This window comes from Ideonella sp. WA131b (assembly GCA_023657425.1).
Classification (GTDB): Bacteria; Pseudomonadota; Gammaproteobacteria; order Burkholderiales; family Burkholderiaceae_C; genus Rubrivivax.
The window spans coordinates 378,157-398,760 of sequence record JAGTJW010000002.1; the positions used below are offsets into that span (position 1 = coordinate 378,157).

The 20,604-nt window shown below is 69.9% G+C and carries 18 protein-coding genes and 1 pseudogene; 12 read left to right on the plus strand and 7 right to left on the minus strand.

What is annotated here, in order from left to right; genetic code table 11:
• Positions 1–24 precede the first annotated feature (24 nt).
• The 3 genes from KA711_11795 (at position 25) to KA711_11805 (ending at position 2,799) form a co-directional block, all read left to right on the plus strand.
• Positions 25–402 (plus strand): hypothetical protein, encoded by a 378-nt coding sequence (locus KA711_11795; protein ID MCM0609652.1) that lies wholly within the window; start codon positions 25–27, stop codon positions 400–402.
• Between the two features lie 111 nt (positions 403–513).
• Positions 514–990 carry a peroxiredoxin gene (locus KA711_11800; GenBank protein ID MCM0609653.1) on the plus strand — a complete coding sequence of 159 codons (477 nt, stop codon included), beginning with the start codon at positions 514–516 and terminating at the stop codon, positions 988–990.
• Between the two features lie 138 nt (positions 991–1,128).
• The gene (locus KA711_11805) at positions 1,129–2,799 is read left to right on the plus strand and encodes a PhoH family protein (GenBank protein MCM0609654.1); all 1,671 of its coding nucleotides are present in this window, start codon (positions 1,129–1,131) and stop codon (positions 2,797–2,799) included.
• Between the two features lie 15 nt (positions 2,800–2,814).
• Here KA711_11805 and KA711_11810 read toward each other — a convergent pair whose 3' ends face one another.
• Entirely contained in the window at positions 2,815–3,672 is an 858-nt protein-coding gene (locus tag KA711_11810; protein MCM0609655.1) for a DNA ligase, read from the minus strand.
• Positions 3,673–3,788: 116 nt separating this feature from the next.
• Entirely contained in the window at positions 3,789–5,693 is a 1,905-nt protein-coding gene (locus tag KA711_11815; GenBank protein ID MCM0609656.1) for a propionate--CoA ligase, read from the minus strand.
• Between the two features lie 118 nt (positions 5,694–5,811).
• On the opposite strand from KA711_11815, the gene KA711_11820 reads away from it, so the two are divergent.
• Together KA711_11820 and moaA are read left to right on the plus strand one after the other, a co-directional pair.
• Entirely contained in the window at positions 5,812–6,441 is a 630-nt protein-coding gene (locus KA711_11820; protein ID MCM0609657.1) for a C40 family peptidase, read from the plus strand.
• A gap of 62 nt (positions 6,442–6,503) precedes the next feature.
• Positions 6,504–7,628: a GTP 3',8-cyclase MoaA gene (moaA, locus tag KA711_11825; protein MCM0609658.1), complete on the plus strand. Its 1,125-nt coding sequence runs from the start codon at positions 6,504–6,506 to the stop codon at positions 7,626–7,628.
• An 11-nt stretch (positions 7,629–7,639) separates the two neighbouring features.
• Here moaA and KA711_11830 read toward each other — a convergent pair whose 3' ends face one another.
• The 4 genes from KA711_11830 to KA711_11845 form a co-directional block, all read right to left on the minus strand.
• Positions 7,640–10,726, minus strand: a complete 3,087-nt coding sequence (locus KA711_11830; GenBank protein ID MCM0609659.1) for an efflux RND transporter permease subunit — start codon at positions 10,724–10,726, stop codon at positions 7,640–7,642.
• Positions 10,727–10,766: 40 nt separating this feature from the next.
• Positions 10,767–12,035 (minus strand): efflux RND transporter periplasmic adaptor subunit, encoded by a 1,269-nt coding sequence (locus KA711_11835; protein MCM0609660.1) that lies wholly within the window; start codon positions 12,033–12,035, stop codon positions 10,767–10,769.
• Between the two features lie 199 nt (positions 12,036–12,234).
• Positions 12,235–12,684: a ribonuclease HI gene (gene rnhA, locus KA711_11840; GenBank protein ID MCM0609661.1), complete on the minus strand. Its 450-nt coding sequence runs from the start codon at positions 12,682–12,684 to the stop codon at positions 12,235–12,237.
• The gene (locus KA711_11845; GenBank protein ID MCM0609662.1) at positions 12,681–13,475 is read right to left on the minus strand and encodes a methyltransferase domain-containing protein; all 795 of its coding nucleotides are present in this window, start codon (positions 13,473–13,475) and stop codon (positions 12,681–12,683) included. The genes rnhA and KA711_11845 overlap by 4 nt, the downstream gene beginning before the upstream one ends.
• Here KA711_11845 and gloB point away from each other — a divergent pair.
• Positions 13,474–14,253, plus strand: coding sequence for a hydroxyacylglutathione hydrolase (gene gloB / locus KA711_11850; protein MCM0609663.1), 780 nt, complete (start codon positions 13,474–13,476; stop codon positions 14,251–14,253). The genes KA711_11845 and gloB overlap by 2 nt on opposite strands.
• Positions 14,254–14,354: 101 nt before the next feature.
• A pseudogene (locus KA711_11855) lies at positions 14,355–15,758 on the plus strand (transglycosylase SLT domain-containing protein).
• 203 nt (positions 15,759–15,961) lie between these two features.
• Here KA711_11855 and KA711_11860 read toward each other — a convergent pair.
• On the minus strand, positions 15,962–16,462 hold the full coding sequence (locus tag KA711_11860; GenBank protein ID MCM0609664.1) for a DUF1993 domain-containing protein: 501 nt from the start codon (positions 16,460–16,462) through the stop codon (positions 15,962–15,964).
• 114 nt (positions 16,463–16,576) lie between these two features.
• On the opposite strand from KA711_11860, the gene KA711_11865 reads away from it, so the two are divergent.
• From KA711_11865 to KA711_11885, 5 genes are all read left to right on the plus strand, one after another.
• A complete protein-coding gene (locus KA711_11865; protein MCM0609665.1) occupies positions 16,577–17,587 on the plus strand; it encodes a D-2-hydroxyacid dehydrogenase family protein in 1,011 nt (336 codons plus the stop codon).
• Positions 17,584–18,744 carry an MFS transporter gene (locus KA711_11870; protein ID MCM0609666.1) on the plus strand — a complete coding sequence of 387 codons (1,161 nt, stop codon included), beginning with the start codon at positions 17,584–17,586 and terminating at the stop codon, positions 18,742–18,744. Before KA711_11865 ends, KA711_11870 begins: the two co-directional genes overlap by 4 nt.
• Positions 18,737–19,318 carry a chromate transporter gene (locus KA711_11875; GenBank protein MCM0609667.1) on the plus strand — a complete coding sequence of 194 codons (582 nt, stop codon included), beginning with the start codon at positions 18,737–18,739 and terminating at the stop codon, positions 19,316–19,318. Before KA711_11870 ends, KA711_11875 begins: the two co-directional genes overlap by 8 nt.
• 17 nt (positions 19,319–19,335) lie before the next feature.
• Positions 19,336–19,884: a chromate transporter gene (locus KA711_11880; protein MCM0609668.1), complete on the plus strand. Its 549-nt coding sequence runs from the start codon at positions 19,336–19,338 to the stop codon at positions 19,882–19,884.
• Positions 19,885–20,112: 228 nt separating this feature from the next.
• Positions 20,113–20,598, plus strand: coding sequence for a hypothetical protein (locus tag KA711_11885; GenBank protein MCM0609669.1), 486 nt, complete (start codon positions 20,113–20,115; stop codon positions 20,596–20,598).
• Positions 20,599–20,604: the final 6 nt, after the last annotated feature.

Consider the following 20,604-nt stretch of genomic DNA (forward strand, 5'->3'; position numbering starts at 1 on the left):
GACGGAACCTAGAATTATCCATCCATGAAGTTCCAGCCCGACACGCTCGCCGGCACCAACGCAATCACGCGCTTCGAGGGGAGCCGGCTGTGGGTAGGCGCCACCTTGCACGAGGCCAGCGTGCTGGTGCCCTGGCGAGGCAGTGTCCTGCCCTGGCCGCCCGCGACGGCGACAGACCTGGCCGCGGGGCACTTCGAGCAGATTCTGGCCTTGCAGCCCGAACTGGTGATCTACGGCAGCGGCGCTCGGCTGGTTTTCCCGCCAGCGGCACTGGCCCGGGTGCTCTTCGAGCGCCGAGTCGGCCTGGAGACCATGGACACCGCCGCCGCTTGCCGCACCTACAACGTGCTGGCGGCCGAGGGGCGCACGGTGGTGGCGGCGCTGATCCTCCCGCGACCCTGACCGTGGGGCGGCGGCCCGGGGATGACCCTTCGCGCCGACCTATAATTCGATGTTGAGGCTTGGCTCGCAGCCAGGCCAGGGTCAACAAGGGAACTTCCGAGAACATCCTCCATGACGCCTGTCATCAACAAAGCACTCCCGGAATTCGAAGCATTGGCCACCAGCGGTGTGAAGTTCACGCCCCAGTCCCACGTCGGCAAGGCCGTCGTGCTGTACTTCTATCCCAAGGACAACACCCCCGGCTGCACCACCGAAGCGATGCAGTTCCGCGACCAGCACAAGGACTTTGTCAAGGCCGGTGCCGTGGTGTTCGGCGTCTCGCGTGACAACATGGCCAGCCACGAGAAGTTCAAGGCCAACCTCGAGTTGCCCTTCGAGCTGATCGCCGATACCGAAGAGAAGCTCTGCCACATGTTTGGCGTGGTCAAGAACAAGATCATGTACGGCAAGAAGGTCAAGGGCATTGAGCGCAGCACCTTTCTGATCGACGCCGAGGGCGTGATGCGAGCCGAGTGGCGCGGCATCAAGGTCGCCGGCCATGTCGACGAGGTGCTGAAGGCCGTGAAGGCGCTGAAGAAAGCCGCTTGAAGCTGACTTTGGACCGACCGCGCCGTGCCGGCCGGTGGCGCCCCGCCACCGCCGCCTCCGCCCCTCCCCAGCCGCGCGGCTTTGCCGACGCGGCTTTTTTCTCGCCGCCCGTCCCATTTCCCATCCCGGACCGACACCATGCCTCTGCCCAAGCCGCCGTCCAAGAAAGGTGACCTGCCGCAAGCCGCCGACTACGAGGTGCAGGCCGCGCCGCGCGCTGAGAAGCGCACGCTGAAGTCGCGCGCGCCCGACGCGGCCGCTGCGCCCGCGCCTCTGGAACTGCGCGAAGGCGGAATCAGCACCGGGGCGGCTCGCCCCACGGCCCCTGCCGCAGCCAACCCCGCGCCGGCCGCGGCGCCGCAGCGCCCGGTGGAGCCGCGCACCCGGCTGCGCAAGCCGCGCAGCACCGGCACGGCCAAGCTCTTCGTGCTCGACACCAACGTGCTGATGCACGACCCGATGAGCCTGTTCCGCTTCGAGGAACACGACATCTTCCTGCCGATGATCACGCTGGAAGAACTCGACGGCCACAAGAAGGGCATGAGCGAGGTCTCTCGCAACGTGCGCCAGGTCAGCCGCGAGCTCGACGCGCTGGCCAGCTTCGACAAGGGCGCCGGCGGCAGCGACGCCGCCGAGGGTATCCCGCTGGCCAAGACCGGCCACCGCGAGGCCGGTGGCAAGCTCTTTTTCCAGACCATGCTGCTGGAGGTGAAGCTGCCCGCCGGCCTGCCTCAGGGCAAGGCCGACAACCAGATCCTCGGCGTGGTGCAGAGCCTGCGCGAGCGCTTCCCGGGTCGCGACGTGGTGCTGGTGTCCAAGGACATCAACATGCGCGTCAAGGCGCGCGCCCTGGGCCTGCCTGCCGAGGACTACTTCAATGACAAGACGCTGGAGGACGGTGACCTGCTGTACACCGGGGTGCTGCCGCTGCCGGCCGACTTCTGGGACCGGCACGGCAAGACGATGGAGAGCTGGCAGCAGGGCGGCCACACCTTCTACCGCATCAGCGGGCCGCTGGTGCCGGCGCTGCTGATCAATCAGTTCATCTACCACGAGATGCCGGGCGGCCCTAACCTCTACGCCCGCGTCGCCGAGATCACGGGCAAGACCGCGGTGCTGAAGACGCTGCGCGAGTACACGCACGGCAAGAACGCCGTCTGGGGCGTGACAGCGCGCAACCGCGAGCAGAACTTCGCGCTGAACCTGCTGATGGACCCGGACTGCGACTTCATCACCCTCACCGGCACCGCCGGCACGGGCAAGACGCTGATGACGCTGGCCGCGGCCCTGAGCCAGGTGCTCGACGACCGCCGCTACAGCGAGATCATCGTCACGCGCGTGACCGTGCCCGTGGGCGAGGACATCGGCTTCCTGCCCGGCGACGAGCAGGAGAAGATGGGCCCCTGGATGGGCGCACTCGACGACAACCTCGAGGTCCTGGCGCGCACCGACAGCGCTGCCGGCGAATGGGGCCGGGCCGCCACGAACGATCTGGTGCGCAGCAAAATCAAGATCAAGAGCCTGAACTTCATGCGCGGGCGCACCTTCCTGAACAAGTTCGTCATCATCGACGAGGCGCAGAACCTGACGCCCAAGCAGATGAAGACGCTGATCACGCGCGCCGGCCCGGGCACCAAGATCGTCTGCCTGGGCAACCTGGCCCAGATCGACACGCCCTACCTGACCGAGGGCTCCAGCGGCCTCACATATGCCGTCGACCGCTTCAAGGGCTGGCCGCACGGCGGCCACGTGACGCTGGCGCGCGGCGAGCGTTCTCGGCTGGCGGATTACGCCTCCGACGTGCTGTAGCGGGTGCAGCTTGCGTCAGTCGTCGCTGCGCACGCGCCAGTAGCGCGCGAAGCGGGGCAGGCCGTCGTCGGTGCGACCCTCGTGGCGAAAGCTCACGCGGCTGCCGATCGGCGGCGGCGCAGCCCGCTCGGCGTCGCTGAAGCCGGTGCCCAGGCGGAACTCGCGGCCATCGGCCAGGCGCAGGCGCAGCGCCCCCAGGCGGCCCTCGTGGCGGCCACGCCCCGGCAGGTGGGCGACCACGATGCCCTCGGCATCCTGCACAGGCTTGAGCTTCAGCAGTGCGGTGCTGCGACCGGCGCGCCACAGCGCGTCGGCCCGGTGCAGCATCAGCCCTTCGCCACCGGCACGCACCACGGCCGCCAGCTCGCGCGCCAGCGCCGCGGCGTCCGGCAGCCGCTGCTGCGCCAGCGCCTGCACGAAGGGCAGATGCAGAGACGCTCCCAGGTTGGCCAGCGCCGCCGCCCGCTCCGCGAAGGGGCGAGGGTCGCCCGGCAGGTCGAAGAGCGCGTACCGCAGCCCGCGCCAGGCGTGCTCGTCGGGCCGGGCCCGGCGCACGATGCCGACGGTGGACTCGAAACCTCCGCGGCCCGCCCACAGCTCGCCGTCCAGCGCCTGGGGCGGCAGCGCCGCCGTGAACCAGGCTGGCGCAACGATCAGCCCGCCACCGCGGAAGCGCAAGTGCGCACCGTCCCAGAGCGCGCGCACGCCGTCGAGCTTCTCGCTGACGAGATAGCCGGCGGGGTCGATGTCCGGGGGTGCGTCCTGGGCCAGCATCGCGGCCGGTGGTCGCGTGGGCCCCGGAGCTGCGCGCACGGCCGGGGCCAGCAGCAAGGCAGCCAGGGAGCTCAGGGCATGACGGCGCGGCAGAGACATCGTGGACTCCTCGGGACCGAGCTGCAGTCTCGTCCGCGCCGCGGCCAGGGCCCATCCCCCGCGCGAGCCGCCGGCACGCCCACCCTCGGGCGCCCCCAGGCAGGGTGCGGCGGGGATCAGCCCACGACCAGGTCCTTCACCTGCTGAAGTGCGCTCGGGTCCTCGATCGTGGTGAGGTCGCCCGGGTCCCGGCCTTCGCATACCGCCTGGATCGCGCGCCGCAGCAGCTTGCCGCTGCGCGTCTTGGGCAGCACGGTCACGAAGCGCACGCGCGCCGGCCTCGCCACGGCGCCGAGCTGCTCGTCGACGAGCTTCATGATCGCACCCTCCAGCTTGAGCGCGGCCTCGGGCGTGGCGGCAACGGCCGGATCCTTCAGCACCGCAAAGGCCATCGCGACCTGGCCCTTGAGCGCATCGGCCACACCCACAACGGCCACCTCGGCCACGGCAGGGTGGCTGGAAATGCTCTCTTCGATCTCGCGCGTGCCCAGGCGGTGGCCGGCGACGTTGATGACGTCGTCGGTGCGGCCGAGGATGAAGTAGTAGCCGTCTTCGTCGCGGATGCCCCAGTCGAAGGTGCTGTACACCTGCCGGCCGGCGATGCTGCTCCAGTAGGTCTTGAGGAAGCGCTCGTCGTCGCGCCACACGGTCTGCATGAAACCCGGCGGCAGCGGCCCTTCGATCACCACCACGCCCTTGCGGCTCGGGCCGCTGATGTCCTGGCCGGTCTGCTCGTCCACCAGCTTGACGTCGTAGCCGTACATCGGGATGCCGGGGCTGCCGAACTTGCTGGCCTGCTTGTCAACGCCGTTGGCCACGGTGAGGATGGGCCAGCCGCTCTCGGTCTGCCAGTAGTTGTCGATGATCGGCACGTTCAGTGCGTCGGCGATCCAGCGCGCGGTAGGCTCGTCCAGCGGCTCGCCCGCCAGGAACAGCGCGCGCAGGCTCGACAGGTCGTGCTTCTTCAGCGCCGCTGGGTCCTGCTTCTTGAGCACGCGCACCGCGGTAGGCGCCGAGAACATCACTGTCACCCTGTACTTCTCGACCAGGCTCCACCAGATGGCGGCGTCGGGCCGGATCGGCAGACCTTCGTAGAGGACGGTCGCCATGCCGGCGATCAGCGGGCCATAGACGATGTAGCTGTGACCGACGACCCAGCCGATGTCGGAGGTGCTGAAGTAGGTTTCGCCAGGGTTGCCGCAGAAGATGTGCTTCATGCTCGCGGCCAGCGCCACGGCATAGCCGCCGGTGTCGCGCTGAACGCCCTTTGGCCGGCCCGTGGTGCCGCTGGTGTAGAGCGTGTAGCTCGGGTGCGTGGCGTCCACCCACTCGCAGGGCACCTGGGCGTCGGCGTGGCGCGCGGAGAGTTCGGCCCAAAGCTCGTCGCGCCCGGCCTCTCGCTCGAAGCGGCTAAGGCCGCGGTCCACCATCAGCACCTTGGCGGGCTTGTGGGCGGAGAGCTTCAGCGCCTCGTCGAGCAGCGGCTTGTAGGGCACGACCTTGCCGCCGCGGCTGCCGGCATCGGCGCTCACCACCACCTTGGGCTCGGCGTCCTCTATGCGGCTGGCCAGGCTCACGCTGGCGAAGCCCCCGAACACCACGGAGTGGATGGCGCCGATGCGCACACAGGCCAGCATCGCGAACACGGCCTCGGGAATCATCGGCATGTAGATCAGCACGCGGTCGCCCAGGCCGACGCCCAGCTCGCGCAGGCTGGCGGCCATCACCTGCACCTGATCCAGCAGCTGGGCGCTGGTGTAGACGCGCTCGGCGCCGACCTCGGTGGACACCCACACCAGCGCTGGGCAGTCAGGGTGCGTGGCGGCGTGGCGGTCCACCGCGTTGTGGCACAGATTGGTGGTGCCGCCCTCGAACCAGCGGGTGAAGGGCGGCCGGTCGTTGTTGCAGATGCGGCTCGGCGGTGTCCGCCAGTCGATCAGCGCCGCCTGCTCGGACCAGAAGGCCTCGCGCTCGACCAGCGAGCGGTGGTGGAAGGCGTCGAACCTGGACGTTGCGGCCATGTGCGGTCTCCTGCAGTCGGTCTTGGAGGCCGATTGTCCAGAGCCTGGGCTTGCAGGGCACTGACGCGGCAAGGTCAGCGGCGCGAGCCGCAGGAGCCACTGCTATGCTCCCCCGCCGATGACTCCGCAAGCCCTTGCCCGCGTGCTCGCCCCGGCCGTGCTGTTGCTGACAGCGGCGGCAGCGGCGGCTGCGCCGCCGCCGGCCGCCAGCCCGCCCGCCTCGGCAGCAGGCGGTGACGCCGTGCTGGAGCTGCTGCGCGAACGCGGGCTCTTGCCCACACCGGGGCCGGCCCCGGCCAGCGGCTTCGTGCAACAGGTGCGCGACTCGGCGTCCGATCTGGTGATGACGGCGATGAACTTCCTGGGCGTCCCCTACCGCCGCGGTGGCGGCAGTGTCGAGCAGGGTTTCGACTGCAGCGGCTTCACCCGCCATGTCTTCGAGCACAGCATCGGCCTCGTGCTACCGCGCCGGTCTCACGAACAGGCCACGCAGCCCGGCTTGCTGGCGGTGAAGCGCGACGAGCTCAAGCCGGGCGATCTGGTTTTCTTCAACACCATGCGGCGGGCTTTTTCGCATGTGGGCATCTATGTCGGCGAGGGGCGCTTCATCCACGCGCCGGCCAGCGGCGGTGAGGTGCGTGTCGAGGACATGCGCATGGCCTATTGGCAGCGCCGCTTCAACGGCGCCCGTCGCGCTCCGGCAGGCGCCCTGCCGGCCCCGCCAGCCGCCCCTTCGGCGGCGCCCTGAAGGTGCCCCGGCGAAGGGCACACGGCCGAGCGCAAGTGAAGCCGAAGGCAGAATAGCCGGCCATGGGTGAGTCCGTCGTTCCGTTGGCCGATCTGCGTGCGCCCGCCATCCCCGCACGCCTGCCGGCGCAACCGATAGCTGCCACCGGGCTGCTGTCGGACCGCCTGGCCAGGCCGCTGCGCGATCTGCGCATCTCGGTCACCGACCGTTGCAACTTCCGCTGCAGCTACTGCATGCCCAAGGAGGTGTTCGACCGCGACTACCGCTTCCTGCCGCAGAGCTCGCTGCTGAGTTTCGAGGAGATCACGCGCCTGGCCTCGCTGTTCGTCGCCCACGGCGTGGTCAAGCTGCGCCTCACTGGTGGCGAGCCGCTGCTGCGAAAGGGGCTGGAGGCGCTGGTCGCGCAGCTCTCGGCCCTGCGCACGCCCGCGGGCGAGCCGCTGGACATCACGCTCACCACCAATGGCTCGCTGCTGGCGCGCAAGGCCGCCGTGCTGCGCGAGGCGGGCCTGCGGCGCGTGACGGTGAGCCTGGACGCCCTCGACGACGGCATCTTCCGGCGCATGAACGACGTCGACTTCCCCGTGGCCGACGTGCTGCACGGCATCGATGCCGCATTGGCAGCCGGGCTGGCGCCGGTGAAGATCAACATGGTGGTCAAGCGCGGCACCAACGACCACGAGATCGTCCCCTTGGCCCGCCACGTCCGCGAGCGCTACGGGCCCGCCGTGATCCTGCGATTCATCGAATACATGGACGTGGGCGCCACAAACGGCTGGCGGCAGGGCGAGGTGCTGCCCTCGGCCGAGGTGCGGGCGCGGCTGCAGGCGGCGTTTCCGCTTGAAATGCTGCCCATGGCGGCGCCAGGCGAAACGGCGGAACGCTGGCGCTATGCCGATGGCGGTGGCGAGATCGGCTTCATCAGCAGCGTGACGCAGGCCTTCTGCGGCGACTGCAACCGCGCGCGGCTGTCCACGGAGGGCAAGCTGTTCCTGTGTCTGTTTGCCACCCAGGGGCACGATCTGCGCGGCCTGCTGCGGGGCGGTGCCAGCGACGCGGAGATCGCCAGCGCCATCGGCCTGGCCTGGCAGGAGCGCGAGGACCGCTACTCCGAGCTGCGGGGCTCGGGCACCGCCGCGCCGGGAAGCGGCGAGCGGCGCATCGAGATGCACTACATCGGGGGTTGATCAGGGCAGGTTCAGTCAGCCCGGCCGGGGGCAGGCGTCAAGGCGTCGTCTGCCGGCGTGGTGATCTCGCCCGGCGTGCCTTTGCGCGCCAGCAGCGTGTAGACCGTGGGCACCACGAAGATCGTCAGCAGGGTGCCCACCGTCATGCCGCCGACGATGACCCAGCCGATCTGTTGTCGGCTCTCGGCACCCGCGCCGCTGGCCAGCGCCAGCGGCAGCGCACCCAGCACCATCGCGCCGGTGGTCATCAGGATCGGGCGCAGGCGCAGGCTTGAGGCCTGCACCACGGCCTCCATCACCGTCTTGCCCTGCTGACGCAGCTGGTTGCTGAACTCCACGATCAGGATGCCGTGTTTGGTGATCAGGCCGATCAGCGTGACCAGGCCGATCTGCGAGTACACGTTGAGCGTGCCGCCCGTCAGCTTCATCGCCAGCAGCGCGCCCAGCATCGACAGCGGCACACTCAGCAGGATCACGAAGGGGTCGACAAAGCTCTCGAACTGCGCCGCCAGCACGAGGAAAATGAACACCAGCGCGAGCACGAACACGAGCCCGAGCGCGCCGCTGGAGGCTTTGAACTCGCGGCTGACGCCGTTGAGCTCGGTGGCATAGCCCGGTGGCAACTCGCGGCCGGCGAGCCCGTCCATGTACTCCAGCGCCTCGCCCAGCGAATAGTCGGGCCGCAGGTTGGCCGTGATCGTGACGCTGCGCCGCTGGTTGAAGTGGTTCAGCTCGCGCGGGCTCACGGCCTCCCGGATCGTCAACAGGCTGGACAGCGGCACCATCGTGTCGTTGCGGCCGCGGACGAAGATCTTCTCGATGTCCTCCGGTGTCGTGCGGCCGCTGGCCGAGGTCTGCACCACCACGTCGTACTGCTCGGCGTCGCGCTTGTAGCGGGTGACGACGCGGCCGCCGAGCATGGTCTCGACGGTGCGCGCCACGTTGTCGACGTTGACGCCCAGGTCGGCCGCGCGCGCGCGGTCGACGTCCACGAAGATCTCGGGCTTGTTCAGCTGCAGATCGATGTCGGGCTGCACGATGCCGGGGTTTCGGGCCATCTCGGCCAGCATCTGCTGGCCGACGCGCGCCATGTTTTCATAACTGTCGCCGCTGACGATCACCACCTCCAGCGGCCGCGAGCGGAAGCCCTGCCCCAGGCTGGGCGGCGTCACCGGGAAGGCACTCACGCCGGGCAGCGCCATGAGGCGCGGCATCAACTCGCGCTGCAGGTCCTGCGTCGTCCTTTCACGGCCTGCCCAGTCGACGGTGCGGAACACGCCGAAGGCGCTCGACACCTGACCACCTCCGACGAACAGGAAGCGCCGGTCGAACTCGGGGAACTGTGCGCCGATGGCATCGATGGCGTCGAGGTAGCGGGCGGTGTACTCCAGCGTCGCACCGTCGGGCGCGCGCACCGGCATCGCGATGACCCCGCGGTCCTCGTAGGGCGCGAGCTCGCTCTTGGTGGTGGTGAACAGGTACCAGCTCGCGCCGGCCGAGGCGATCATCACGCCGATGATCATCCAGCGCCGCTGCAGCGTCCATGCCAGCACGCGGCCGTAGCCGCCGGCCAGGCGCAGCAGCAGCCGCTCCATGCCGCGGTCGAAGCGGCCGGGGTTCGGGTTGTGCTTGAGCAGCTTGCTGCACATCATCGGCGTCAGCGTCAGCGCCACGAATCCGCTGACCAGCACCGCGCCAGCCAGCGTCAACGCGAACTCGCCAAACAGCCGCCCCGTGCGCCCGGGCGTGAAAGCCAGCGGCGCGAACACCGCAGCCAGCGTCAGCGTCATCGCGATGACCGCGAAGCTGATCTCGCGGATGCCCTTAATCGCCGCCTGGAAGGGCTTCATGCCCTCCTCGATGTGGCGGTAGATGTTCTCGAGCACGACGATGGCATCGTCGACCACCAGGCCGATCGCCAGAACCAGCGCCAGCAGCGTGAGCGTGTTGATCGTGAAGCCGGCCAGCGCCACCAGCGTGAACGCGCCGATCAGGCTGACCGGGATCGTCACCAGCGGGATGATCGAGGCCCGGAGTGTGCGCAGGAACACGAACACCACCAGCGCCACCAGCACCACGGCCTCGGCCACCGTGGTGTAGACGGCCTTGACGGAGCGGTCGATGAACACGCTCAGGTCATTGGCCTGCACCACCGTCACGCTCGACGGCAGGTCGCGCTGGATCTGCGGCATCAGCGCACGCACACCGTTGGCCACGTCGATGGGGTTGGCGGTGGCGTTGCGGATGATGCCGGTGCTGATGCTGGGAACGCCATTCAGGCGCACGCGGCTGCGCTCGCTCTGCGCGGCCTCCTCGATGCGCGCCACGTCGCGCAGGCGCACGGTGTAGCCGTTCACCGTCTTCAGCGCCACCTGATCGAACTCGCTGACGCGGTTGAGGTCGGTGCGCGCGGTGACGCTGAACTCGCGCTGCGCGCTCTCGATGCGGCCGGCCGGCACCTCGAGGTTCTGGCGGCGCAGCGCGTCCTCCACGTCCTGCACCGTCAGGCGGTAGGCGGCCAGGCGGTCAGGATCGAGCCACACGCGCATGGCGAAGCGGCGGTCGCCGCCCACCTGCACATCGGCCACGCCGGGCACGGTCTGCAGGCGTGGCTTGACGACGCGGGTGATGAGGTCGGTCAGCTCCAGCGGACCCATGGTCTCGCTGGTGTAAGCCAGCCAGATGGTGGGGGTGGCGTCGGCCTCCACCTTGCTGATGACGGGCTCGTCCACTGCTGCTGGCAGACGCCCGCGCACGCGTGCAACACGATCGCGCACCTCGGCCGCCGCGGTGTCGGGGTCCTTGCTCAGGCGGAAGCGCACCGTGATCTGGCTTTGCTCGGTGCGCGAGATCGAGGACATGATGTCGACCCCGTCGATCCCCGCGATCGAGTCCTCCAGCGGCTTGGTGACCTGGCTCTCGATGACTTCCGAGCTGGCGCCGGTCAGCCGCGTATTGACGTTGACGAGCGGCTCATCGATGCGCGGGTACTCGCGCACGCTCAGCTGCTGGAACGACACCAAGCCCACCAGCACCAGCAGCAGGGACATCACGGTGGCCAGCACCGGGCGGCGTATCGAGGTTTCCGAGAGCTTCATCGCGGGCGGCCTTGGGTGGCGGGTTCGGATGTCGGGGGCTTCAGGGCTTGGGGCCTGGGCGTGACGCCGCCACACCCGGCACCGACGCAGCGGGCACAGCTGGTGCGCCCGGCTTGGCACCGGCACCGCCCCCCGGCCGGCCTGCACTGGCGAGGTCGATCACACGCACTGGCAGCGAGTCGGTACGCGCCAATCGGCCATGGCCGGCGGTGACGACTGTGTCGCCCGCGGCCAGACCCTCCGTGATCTCGACCTGTCCCTGCAGCCGCAGCCCGATGCGGGCCTCCAGACGCTGCGACACCTTCTGCCCGTTGGGTCCGTCGACAACCTTGAACAGGAACTGCCGTGCACCCACCGGCACCAGCGCCTCTTCGGGCACGACGAGAGCGCCTTCGCGGACCGCGAACACGACGCGCGGCCGCGCGAACATGCCGGGCTTGAGCACCGTGCCCGGGTTGGCCACCCGGGCCAGCACCTGCAGGGCGCGCCCGTTGGCATCGACTTGCACGTCCAGAGCCTGCACACGGCCCTTGAAGCTGCGGCCGGCCAACGCATCGACCGTCAGCTCCACCGGCTGGCCTGTGCGCACGCGGTCAGCGTAGCGCTCCGGCAGTGCAAACTGCACGGTCAGCGCGCTCAGATCCTCCAGTGCGACGATGTCCGCACCGTCGCGCACGTAGTCACCCACGTCCACCAACTTCAGGCCGGTGGTGCCGTCAAACGGCGCGAGCACGCGCATGCGCTGCACCTGCGCCTGTGCCAGGGCCACCTGGGCCTCGGCCACCTGCAAGGCGGCGGCGTTCTGGTCGACGGCACTGGCGCTGATGAAGTTTTGCGCCAGCAGCTCGCGGCTGCGCTGCAGATTGGTGCGGGCGATGTTGGCCTGGGCCTCGGCCTGCTTGAGCTGGGCCTGCTGCAGGGTGTCGTCGAGCTGCAGCAGCAACTGGCCGCGCCGTACCCGCGCGCCATCGGTGAAACCGAGCCGCGCGATGCGTCCGCTGACCTCAGGGCGCAGCATCACCCCCTGCACAGAGCGCAGCGAGCCCACGGCCTGCACGTCGTCGGTCAGGGTCAGGGCCTGCACGCGGGCCACCTCCACCGCAACCGGGCCGCCGGGGCCGCCACCACCAACCGGACCGCGCGCCACACCGGAGGCACCCTGGGCCCCTGCCGCGCCTGGGGCCGTACCAGCCGACCCCACAGTCTGCGGCCCGCTGCCGGCGGCGGGCCTCGGCTGCTGCCACCACCAGGCCGTGCCCGCAAGCAGCGCTAGGCCAAGCACGGCCACCAGAGTATGGACTTTCTTCAACGCCGCTCTTTCGCTGAGGTCGCGCGGTACCGCCTCTTGGACGAACCGCCGGAACGCCTGCCCAGGGACGGCCCGAAAGGACCGGCGCCGGCGACACCACAGACCGGCATTCGGGAGACTGGAACAAGCCGCCGATCGTAGCGGCTGCGTGGCCCTTGCGCGGGTGCCGGCACCCCATGGCGGCTTTCCTGGCCCTGGCTCAGCCCAGCGAGTCCACGCCGCGGTTGGCCAGCCGGTCGGCACGCTCGTTGCCGGGATCGCCTGCGTGGCCCTTGACCCAGCGCCATTGCACGCGGTGGGCCGCGTTCAGGGCATCGAGCCGCTGCCACAGCTCGATGTTCTTCACTGGCTTGCCGTCGGCTGTGCGCCAGCCCCGGGCCTTCCAGCCGCGGATCCAGCTGGTGATGCCGTCCTTCACATAGCTGCTGTCGGTGTAGATCGTGACCCGCGAGGGTCGCTTCAGCGCGGCCAGCGCCTCGATCACCGCAGTCAGCTCCATGCGGTTGTTGGTGGTCTGGCGCTCACCGCCGAAGAGCTCTCGCTCGTGCTCGCCGCTCCTAAGCCAGGCGCCCCAGCCTCCAGGGCCGGGGTTGCCGCGGCAGGCGCCATCGGCATAGATCACGATCTCTGGGCATTGCGCGTCGTTCATGCGGATCCGGTGTCGGCCAGCGTGCGCTGGCGGTTGGCGATCACGGCGGGTGCGGCGGCGCTGCGGCGGCGCCCGGTCTTCAGCAGACCGACCAGCCGCATGCCCCGCACGCGCTTGACGGCCTCCACCTGGTACACCGCACCCAGCACCGGCCACCAGTGCTCGCCGAGGGACTCCATCCAGTCCCAGCGCTGCAGCCAGGCCGCGCTCTTCAGCGGCGGGCGCCAGCAGCCGAAATGACCGGCTTCGACTTCAAAGCTCAACAGGCGCAGCCAGTCGCGCAGCCGCCAGTAGCCGATGAACTCGCCGCTGCTCGGCAGGTACAGCGGCTCCCTTCGCCCGATCCCGAGCACGCGGCGCGCATGGCCCGCACGTTGACGCAGGCCCCACAGGCTGGCCGGGTTCAGGCCGGTGATGACGACACGGCCCTCAGGCACGAGCACGCGCTCGACCTCGCGCAAGGTCTCGTGCGGATCGCGGGCCAGTTCCAACGCGTGCGGCAGCACGAGCAGGTCGACGCTGGCCGACGGAAAGGGGAGTGCGTCGAACTCGCAATGCACAGCCGTGGCGGCTGTCATGCCCGCATGCAGCGTGTCGCTGGCGACCCAACGGTGCGGCATGCGGTTGCTGCGCAAAGCATCGAGCGCTGGCAGCCCAAGTTGCACCGCGTGATAGCCGAAGACATCGGCCACGGCCTCGTCCATGCGCCGCTGCTCCCAGGCCAGCAGCACCTCGCCAGGCGGAGACTCCAGCCATGAACCCAACTCTATACTCGCCTGCTCTCGCGTCATGAATCTGGTAGCGCTGCCCGCCTTCGCCGACAACTACATCTGGATGGTGCACGACGACTCACGCGCGTTTGTCGTTGACCCGGGTGATGCGGCGCCCGTGATCGCAGCCCTGAAGAGCCGCCGGCTGCAGCTCGCGGGCATTCTAGTGACGCATCATCACGCCGACCACGTCGGCGGCATCGACGCGCTGCGGGGCCTGTTCGACGAAGGCCGCAGTGTCGTGTACGGCCCGGCGCGTGAACCCATACCCGAGCCCTTCGTGCCGCTGCGTGGCGGCGACAGCGTGGCGCTGCTCGGGCTTCGCTTCGAGGTGCTCGACGTACCCGGCCACACCGCCGGGCACGTGGCCTACGTGCAGCGCGATGTGCCCAGCGATCCCTTGCTGTTCTGCGGCGACACGCTGTTCTCGGCAGGTTGCGGCCGGCTGTTCGAGGGCACCCCGGCGCAGATGGCGGCCTCGCTGGCGACATTGGCCGCCCTGCCTGACGATGCCCAGGTCTGCTGCACCCACGAGTACACGCTGTCCAACCTGCGCTTTGCGGCGGCGGTCGAGCCGGGCAACGAAGCCGTCGCCGCGCACACCCGGCGCTGCCAGACGTTGCGCGAGGCCGGACTGTCCACGCTGCCCTCGACAGTGGCGCTGGAGCGGCGGATCAACCCCTTTCTTCGCTGTGGCGAGCCCGCGGTGGTGGCCGCCGCCCGGCGCGAAGGCGCTGCCGGCGACGAACCCGTGGCCGTCCTGGCCGCCTTGCGTGCATGGAAGAACCGCTTTCGATGAACACACGTCGTGCGCTGGGCGGGCTGTTGATCGCTCTGGCTTTGGGTGGCTGCGCCAGCACGGCACCTTCGCCGCAGCTGCAGCCCCTTTGGTCGCCGGCCATGCCGTCCGAGCGCGCCGCAGCACCCGCCCCGACGCCGCCTGCACCGAGCCCCGAACCGGCCGCGGCTGACATCGCTTCAAATGCGCCCTCGCTGTCCGCCCCACCACTGCTGCCGCTGCCTCCAATGCCCGAGCCGCTGGAGCCGCCCCTGATCGAGGGCGACCGCTCCAACCTGTGGGACCGAATCCGGGCGCAAATGGCCATACCCGACATGCGTGGGCCCCGCGTGGAGCGATGGGAGCAGCACTACGCCCGCCGGCCGGACTATGTGGCACGCATGATCGAGCGCGGCAGCCTGTACCTGTTCCATGTCGTCGAAGAGGTCGAGAAGCGTGGCCTGCCCGCTGAGCTGGCGCTGCTGCCCTTCATCGAGAGCGCGTTCAACCCGCAGGCGCTGTCACGCGTGCGCGCCTCGGGCATGTGGCAGTTCATGCCGGCCACCGGGCGCGACTTCGAACTGCGCCAGAACCTGTTCCGCGACGACCGGCGCGCCGTCATGGCCTCCACCGAGGCTGCGCTCGACTACCTCCAGCGCCTGCACGAGCGCTTCGGCGACTGGCACCTCGCACTGGCGGCCTACAACTGGGGCCAGGGCAACGTGTCGCGGGCCATCGCCCGCAACCAGCGCTTGCGCCTGCCCACCGACTACGAGAGCCTGCGCATGCCTGTGGAGACGAGGGACTACGTGCCCAAGCTGCAGGCGGTCAAGAACATCGTGCTCGACGCACCACGCCTGGGCTTGGTGCTGCCGCCGCTGGAAAACCACCCCTTCTTCGCCCGCGTCCGCATCGAACGCGACATCGACGTCGGCCTGGCCGCAGAGCTGGCCGAGGTCTCGCTGACCGAGTTCCGCGCCCTGAATCCGCAGTTCGACAAGCCGGTGATCCTGGCCGCCGGTACACCTGAAGTGCTGCTGCCTTGGGAGCGCGCCGAGCCCTTCCGCAACCGACTGGCCGCGGCATCCGGACCACTGGCCAGTTGGACAGCGTGGCGGGTGCCTCGCACGATGCGGCCCGCGGAGGTGGCGCGCGAAGTCGGCATGCCCGAGGACGAGCTGCGCGAGGTCAACCGCATCCCGCCGAGCATGTTGGTGCGCGCAGGTTCAACGCTGCTCGTCGCACGCACGGCCAGCCACGAAGATGACGTCGCGGCGCACGTCGCCGACCACGGCCAGTTGAGCTTCGCGCCCGAGGCACGCGGCCAGCGACGCGTGAAGCTCCGGATCGGTCGTGGCGGCGAGAGCGTGGCCTCGGTGGCGCGGCGCCACCGCGTCAGCGCGGTGCAGGTGGCGCGATGGAACGGTGTCAGCCCGCGCGGCCGCTTCGTGGCAGGGCAGACCGTGGTGGTGATGGTGCAGGCACCGGTGCCCCGACAGGCTCGCGCAGCCCGGGCAGAGCGCCCACCGCAGATCCGGGCCGCACGCCAGGTCGCATCGACACGCGCCACATCGCGCGCTACCGCAAATGCAGGCCGCGCCGGCACAGCCCGCGCTCCGGCACCGCAGGGCGCCGCGGGGCCGGCCGCGACGCAGAAGCAACCGGCGCGCAGGCGGCAGGAGTCGAGCCCCGCGTCGGGCCGCACCGCTGCCGCCCAGACTCCTGGGCCTCAGCCCAGGTAGTCGCGCTTACCGATCGCCACGCCGGCGTGGCGCAACAGCGCATACGTGGTGGTGGCGTGGAAGTAGAAGTTCGGCAGCACGAAATGGCGCAGATAGTCTTCGCCGCTGAAGCGCAGCTCCGCGGTACGCGTCGGCAACACGATCTCCCGCACATCGCTGCCAGCCAGCTGCTCGGGCGTGAAGCCGGCCACGTAGTCCTGGGTGCGGCGGATGCGCGCACGCAACTCGTCCAGCGTGGACTCGGTGTCGTGCCACTCCGGCACCTCCAGGCCTGCCAGCCGCGCCATGCAGCCCTTGGCGCCGTCACTGACGATCTGGATTTGGCGCGTCAACGGCAGCATGTCGGGGGCCAAGCGCAGACCGAGGTAGTTCACGGGGTCGAAGCGGCGCGCCTCGGCATGGGCCTGTGCCTTGTCGAGCCAGCCGATCATGCTGGTGAGCATGCGAGCAAAGACGGGGGCGGTGGCGGCGTGCATCGTCAGGCTCATGGCGTGCTCTCGTCGGTGTAGTGGGGGTTCGGCGGATCTCGATGCCGGGCGCGGCAGTGTAGGCGCCGCGGGCCAGGTGGCGCTGCCGCCTCGCGGCACAATCGGCCGTTGCCCATGAACATCATCATCCTCGACGACTATCAGGACGCCGTGCGCAAACTGAAGTGTGCGCAGTTGCTGGAGCCGTTCAACGCCAAGGTCCATACCAACACCGTCAAGGGCATCGGCCAGCTCAGCGTGCGGCTGCGAGATGCGGACGTTCTGGTCCTGATCCGCGAGCGCACGCATTTCCCGCGCACCCTGCTCGAGAAACTGCCCAGGCTGAAGCTGATCGCACAGACCGGCCGCGTCGGCAGCCACATCGACGTCGAAGCTGCCACGAGGCTGGGGATCGCCGTGGCCGAGGGCTCGGGCTCGCCGGTGGCGCCGGCCGAGCTGACCTGGGCGCTGACCATGGCCGCGACGCGGCGACTTCCGCAGTACGTTGGCAACCTCAAGCACGGCGCCTGGCAGCAAAGCGGGCTGAAGGCAGCGTCGATGCCGGCCAACTTCGGCATCGGCATGGTGCTCAAGGGCAAGACGCTGGGCGTTTGGGGCTACGGGAGGATCGGCCGCCTCGTGGCCGGCTACGGACGCGCCTTCGGCATGCAGGTGCTGGTGTGGGGCAGCGAACTTTCGCGCGAGCGCGCGCGCCTCGACGGCCACGAGGCGGCCGGCACCTGCGAGGCTTTCTTCGAGCAGTGCGACGTGCTCAGCCTGCACCTGCGCCTGTCGGACTCCACACGTGGCATCGTGCGGCTCGACGCCCTGTCTCGCATGAAGCCCACAGCCCTCTTCGTCAACACCTCGCGTGCCGAACTCGTCGAAGACAACGCACTGGTGGCCGCGCTCAACCGCGGTCGCCCGGGAATGGCCGCGGTCGACGTGTTCGAGACCGAGCCTATCCTGCAAGGCCACCCGTTGCTGCGCCTGGAGAACGCCGTGTGCACACCGCACATCGGCTACGTGGAGCAGGACAGCTACGAGCTGTACTTCGGAGCAGCATTCGAGAATGTGGTCAACTTCATCCAAGGCATGCCGACAAACATCGTCAACCCCGAAGCCTTGAAGGTGCTGCGCGCATGAGCCTGGGGCCGGCACGGTGGGCTTTGCTGGCGGGCAATTTCGCCATCGGCTGCGGCGTGATGGTGGTGCCGGGTTCGATGAACAGCCTCGTGGCCTCGCTCGAGGTCTCGGTGGCGGTGGCCGGGCAGCTCATCACGGCCGGTGCGGTGGCCATGGGTTGCGGCGCACCGTTGCTGGCGCTGCTGCTGGGCAGCTTGGATCGCCGTGTGCTCCTGACGGGCGCGCTCGCCTGGTATGCCATCGGCCACGTGCTGTGCGCGCTGGTGCCGGGCTATGCCGCGCTGCTGCCGCTGCGCGCCCTGGCCGTGCTGGCGGCGGCGGTGTTCACGCCGCAGGCCGCAGCCGCCGTCAATGTGATGTCGCCTGCGGCCGAACGCGGCCGCCACATGAGCTTCATTTTTCTGGGCTGGAGCCTCTCTTCGGTGCTGGGCATGCCGCTGAGCGCCTGGGTCGGCGAGAGCTTCGGTTGGCGCTGGGCGTTTCTGCTGGTGGCGCTGCTGGCCGCAATGGCGGCTGTCGCGGTCTGGCGCACGGTGCCCGACGGCGTAAGGCCGCCGCCGATGTCGTTGGGCAGCTGGGGCCGCGTGCTCCGCAACCCGTGGTTGATGGCGCTGGTGGGCGTCACGGTGCTCAGCAGCGCGGGGCAGTTCACGCTCTTCAGCTACATGGCGCCGTACTTCCGGCGGATGCTGGACGCCAGCCCCGAACACATCAGCATGCTCTTCATGTGGTTCGGCTTCTTCGGGCTCGTGGGCAATCTGGTGCTCACACGCTGGATCGACCGCCTGGGCCCGACGCGCTGCGTCAACCTGGGCCTGATCAGCATGGGACTGGCTTTCCTGGCCTGGCATTGGGTGGGCTCGTTCTGGCTCGCCGCACTGCTCATGGTGCCCTGGGCCCTGGGCACCTTCTCGACCAACTCGGCGCAGCAGGCCCGGCTGTCGGCAGCGGCGCCTGCGGTGGCCACCGCCCTGCTGGCGCTCAATACCTCGGCCATCTACGCAGGGCAAGCGCTGGGGGCAGCCGGCGGTGGTGCGGTGGTCGCTGCGGGCGGCTTTGCGCCATTGGCTGGCTTGGCACTGGCCTGGGTCTGCGCGGCCCTTCTGGTGAGTGTCTTGCTGGCGTGGCGAGCCCGCACGGGCCGCATGGATGCCTGAGACGCAGGCGGATGCCACGGCAGCTCCGGCCTCGCCAGCCGCGCTGTTCTTCGCCTTCAACCGGCTGGCGCTCCAGGGGTTTGGGGGAGTGCTGCCGGTGGCGCAGCGCGAGCTCGTGGAGCGGCTGGGCTGGATGACACGCGAGCAGTTCCTCGAGCTGCTGTCGCTGTCGCAGGTGCTGCCCGGGCCCAACGTCGTCAACCTCGCCCTGATCTACGGCGACCGCTGCTTCGGCTGGCGCGGGGCGGTGGCCGCCAGCACCGGCATGCTGCTGCTTCCGCTGTTGCTGGTGCTCGCGGCCACGATGGCGGCGCTGCGTTTCGGCGACGTGCCGGCCATCGGCGGCGCGCTGCGCGGCATGGGTGTGGTGGCCGCCGGCCTGGTGCTGGCCACGGCCATCCGCCTGGCACCTGGGCTGCGGGCCAATCCGCTGGGGCAAGGCACGGCCATCGCCTTCGTGGCGGCCACGGTGCTGATGATCGCCGTGCTGCGTTGGCCGCTGCCGCTGGTGGTGCTGGCTCTGGGCGGACCGGGCGTCGCGCTGGCCGCCTGGCGACTGGTGGGTGCGCGGTGAGCGAGGCCTGGCAGACGCTGTGGTGGGGCCCGGTGGGCATCGGGCCGGCGCAGTGGTGGCACCTGTTCCTGCACTTCACGGCCCTGTCGCTGGTGGCCATCGGTGGCGCCATCACCACGGTCAGCGAAATGCAGCGCCTGGTGGTGGCGCAGCAGGCCTGGCTCACGCCCGTGCAGTTCAACGACTGCATCGCGATCGGGCAGGCCATGCCAGGGCCCAACGTGCTGTTCGTGGCCGCCATCGGCTACAGCGTCGGTGGTCTGGCGGGCGTGGCGGCCACGATGGCGGGCTCGCTGCTGCCTTCGGCCGCACTGGCGGTGGGTGCCGGGCGCTTCGGCGAGCGCTACCGGCAGTCGCGTGGCGTGCGCGCCTTCACCGCGGGCCTGGCGCCGCTGACCATCGGTCTTCTGCTGGCCACCGGCGCGGTGCTGCTGCAGCCCAACGCGCGCGCGCCGGTGGCCTGGCTGCTGGTAGCCGGCACGCTTTGGCTGATGCTGCGAACGAACCGCAACCCGATGTGGGCTCTGGGCGCCGGGGCACTGGCCGGCGCACTGGGGTGGGTGTGAAGCCGGCCTGGCTGCGCCGGCTGGCCGGCTGGCCGCGGACGTCCACGAGCGCTGGACCGAGGTGCCCGCCGGCCGCCTGAACGCCCTTCACCTCAAGCTGCCCGCGCCGGACGGGGTGGTGTTCTTCCTGCACGGCAACGGCGGCAGCCTGGAGGGCGGGCTCGTCAAGCTCGAGGCCAACCGCCGCGCCAACCTCGACCTCTTCATGATCGACTACCGCCACGGAGCGTGGGCGGCCCGTGCTGCATCGCCAGCGAGGCCCAGCTGCACGCCGACGTGCGCGCCGCCTGGCGGGCCATCGCGCCTGCCTACCCTGGCAGGGCGCGCGTGTTCTACGGCCGCTCGCTCGGCAGCGGGCTCGCGGCAGAGCTCGCGGCCGAGGTGCAGCCCGAACTCACGCTCCTGGCCTCACCCTGTTTCAGCATGGAAGCGCTGGCCGACGAGCACTATCCCTGGGTGCCACGCGCCCTGCTGCGCGATCCACTGCGCACCGCCGAGGCACTGGCGCGCGTGAACACGCGCGTTCTGATGCTGCACGGCAGCGAGGACCGGCTGATCGAGGTCTCGCACGCGCGGCGGCTGAAGACACGGCGGCCGCAGACGAAGTTGGTGGAAGTTGCCGACGCGGCGCACAAGAACCTGTCGCGCTTCGACACCTACCGCGAGACGGTGGCCGCGGCGCTGGAGCAGGCGAAGGCGGCCTCAGCGCGCTGAGTCGCG

Bases quoted from the DNA above. Each gene is read 5' to 3' on its own strand.
- KA711_11805 (MCM0609654.1), top strand. From the start codon at position 1,129: ATGCCTCTGCCCAAGCCGCCGTCCAAGAAAGGTGACCTGCCGCAAGCC.
- KA711_11815 (MCM0609656.1), bottom strand. From the start codon at position 5,693: ATGGCCGCAACGTCCAGGTTCGACGCCTTCCACCACCGCTCGCTGGTC.
- KA711_11865 (MCM0609665.1), top strand. From the start codon at position 16,577: ATGAACATCATCATCCTCGACGACTATCAGGACGCCGTGCGCAAACTG.
- KA711_11875 (MCM0609667.1), top strand. From the start codon at position 18,737: ATGCCTGAGACGCAGGCGGATGCCACGGCAGCTCCGGCCTCGCCAGCC.
- KA711_11820 (MCM0609657.1), top strand. From the start codon at position 5,812: ATGACTCCGCAAGCCCTTGCCCGCGTGCTCGCCCCGGCCGTGCTGTTG.
- KA711_11830 (MCM0609659.1), bottom strand. From the start codon at position 10,726: ATGAAGCTCTCGGAAACCTCGATACGCCGCCCGGTGCTGGCCACCGTG.
- KA711_11870 (MCM0609666.1), top strand. From the start codon at position 17,584: ATGAGCCTGGGGCCGGCACGGTGGGCTTTGCTGGCGGGCAATTTCGCC.
- KA711_11795 (MCM0609652.1), top strand. From the start codon at position 25: ATGAAGTTCCAGCCCGACACGCTCGCCGGCACCAACGCAATCACGCGC.
- KA711_11800 (MCM0609653.1), top strand. From the start codon at position 514: ATGACGCCTGTCATCAACAAAGCACTCCCGGAATTCGAAGCATTGGCC.
- KA711_11845 (MCM0609662.1), bottom strand. From the start codon at position 13,475: ATGACGCGAGAGCAGGCGAGTATAGAGTTGGGTTCATGGCTGGAGTCT.
- moaA (MCM0609658.1), top strand. From the start codon at position 6,504: ATGGGTGAGTCCGTCGTTCCGTTGGCCGATCTGCGTGCGCCCGCCATC.
- gloB (MCM0609663.1), top strand. From the start codon at position 13,474: ATGAATCTGGTAGCGCTGCCCGCCTTCGCCGACAACTACATCTGGATG.
- rnhA (MCM0609661.1), bottom strand. From the start codon at position 12,684: ATGAACGACGCGCAATGCCCAGAGATCGTGATCTATGCCGATGGCGCC.
- KA711_11810 (MCM0609655.1), bottom strand. From the start codon at position 3,672: ATGTCTCTGCCGCGCCGTCATGCCCTGAGCTCCCTGGCTGCCTTGCTG.
- KA711_11860 (MCM0609664.1), bottom strand. From the start codon at position 16,462: ATGAGCCTGACGATGCACGCCGCCACCGCCCCCGTCTTTGCTCGCATG.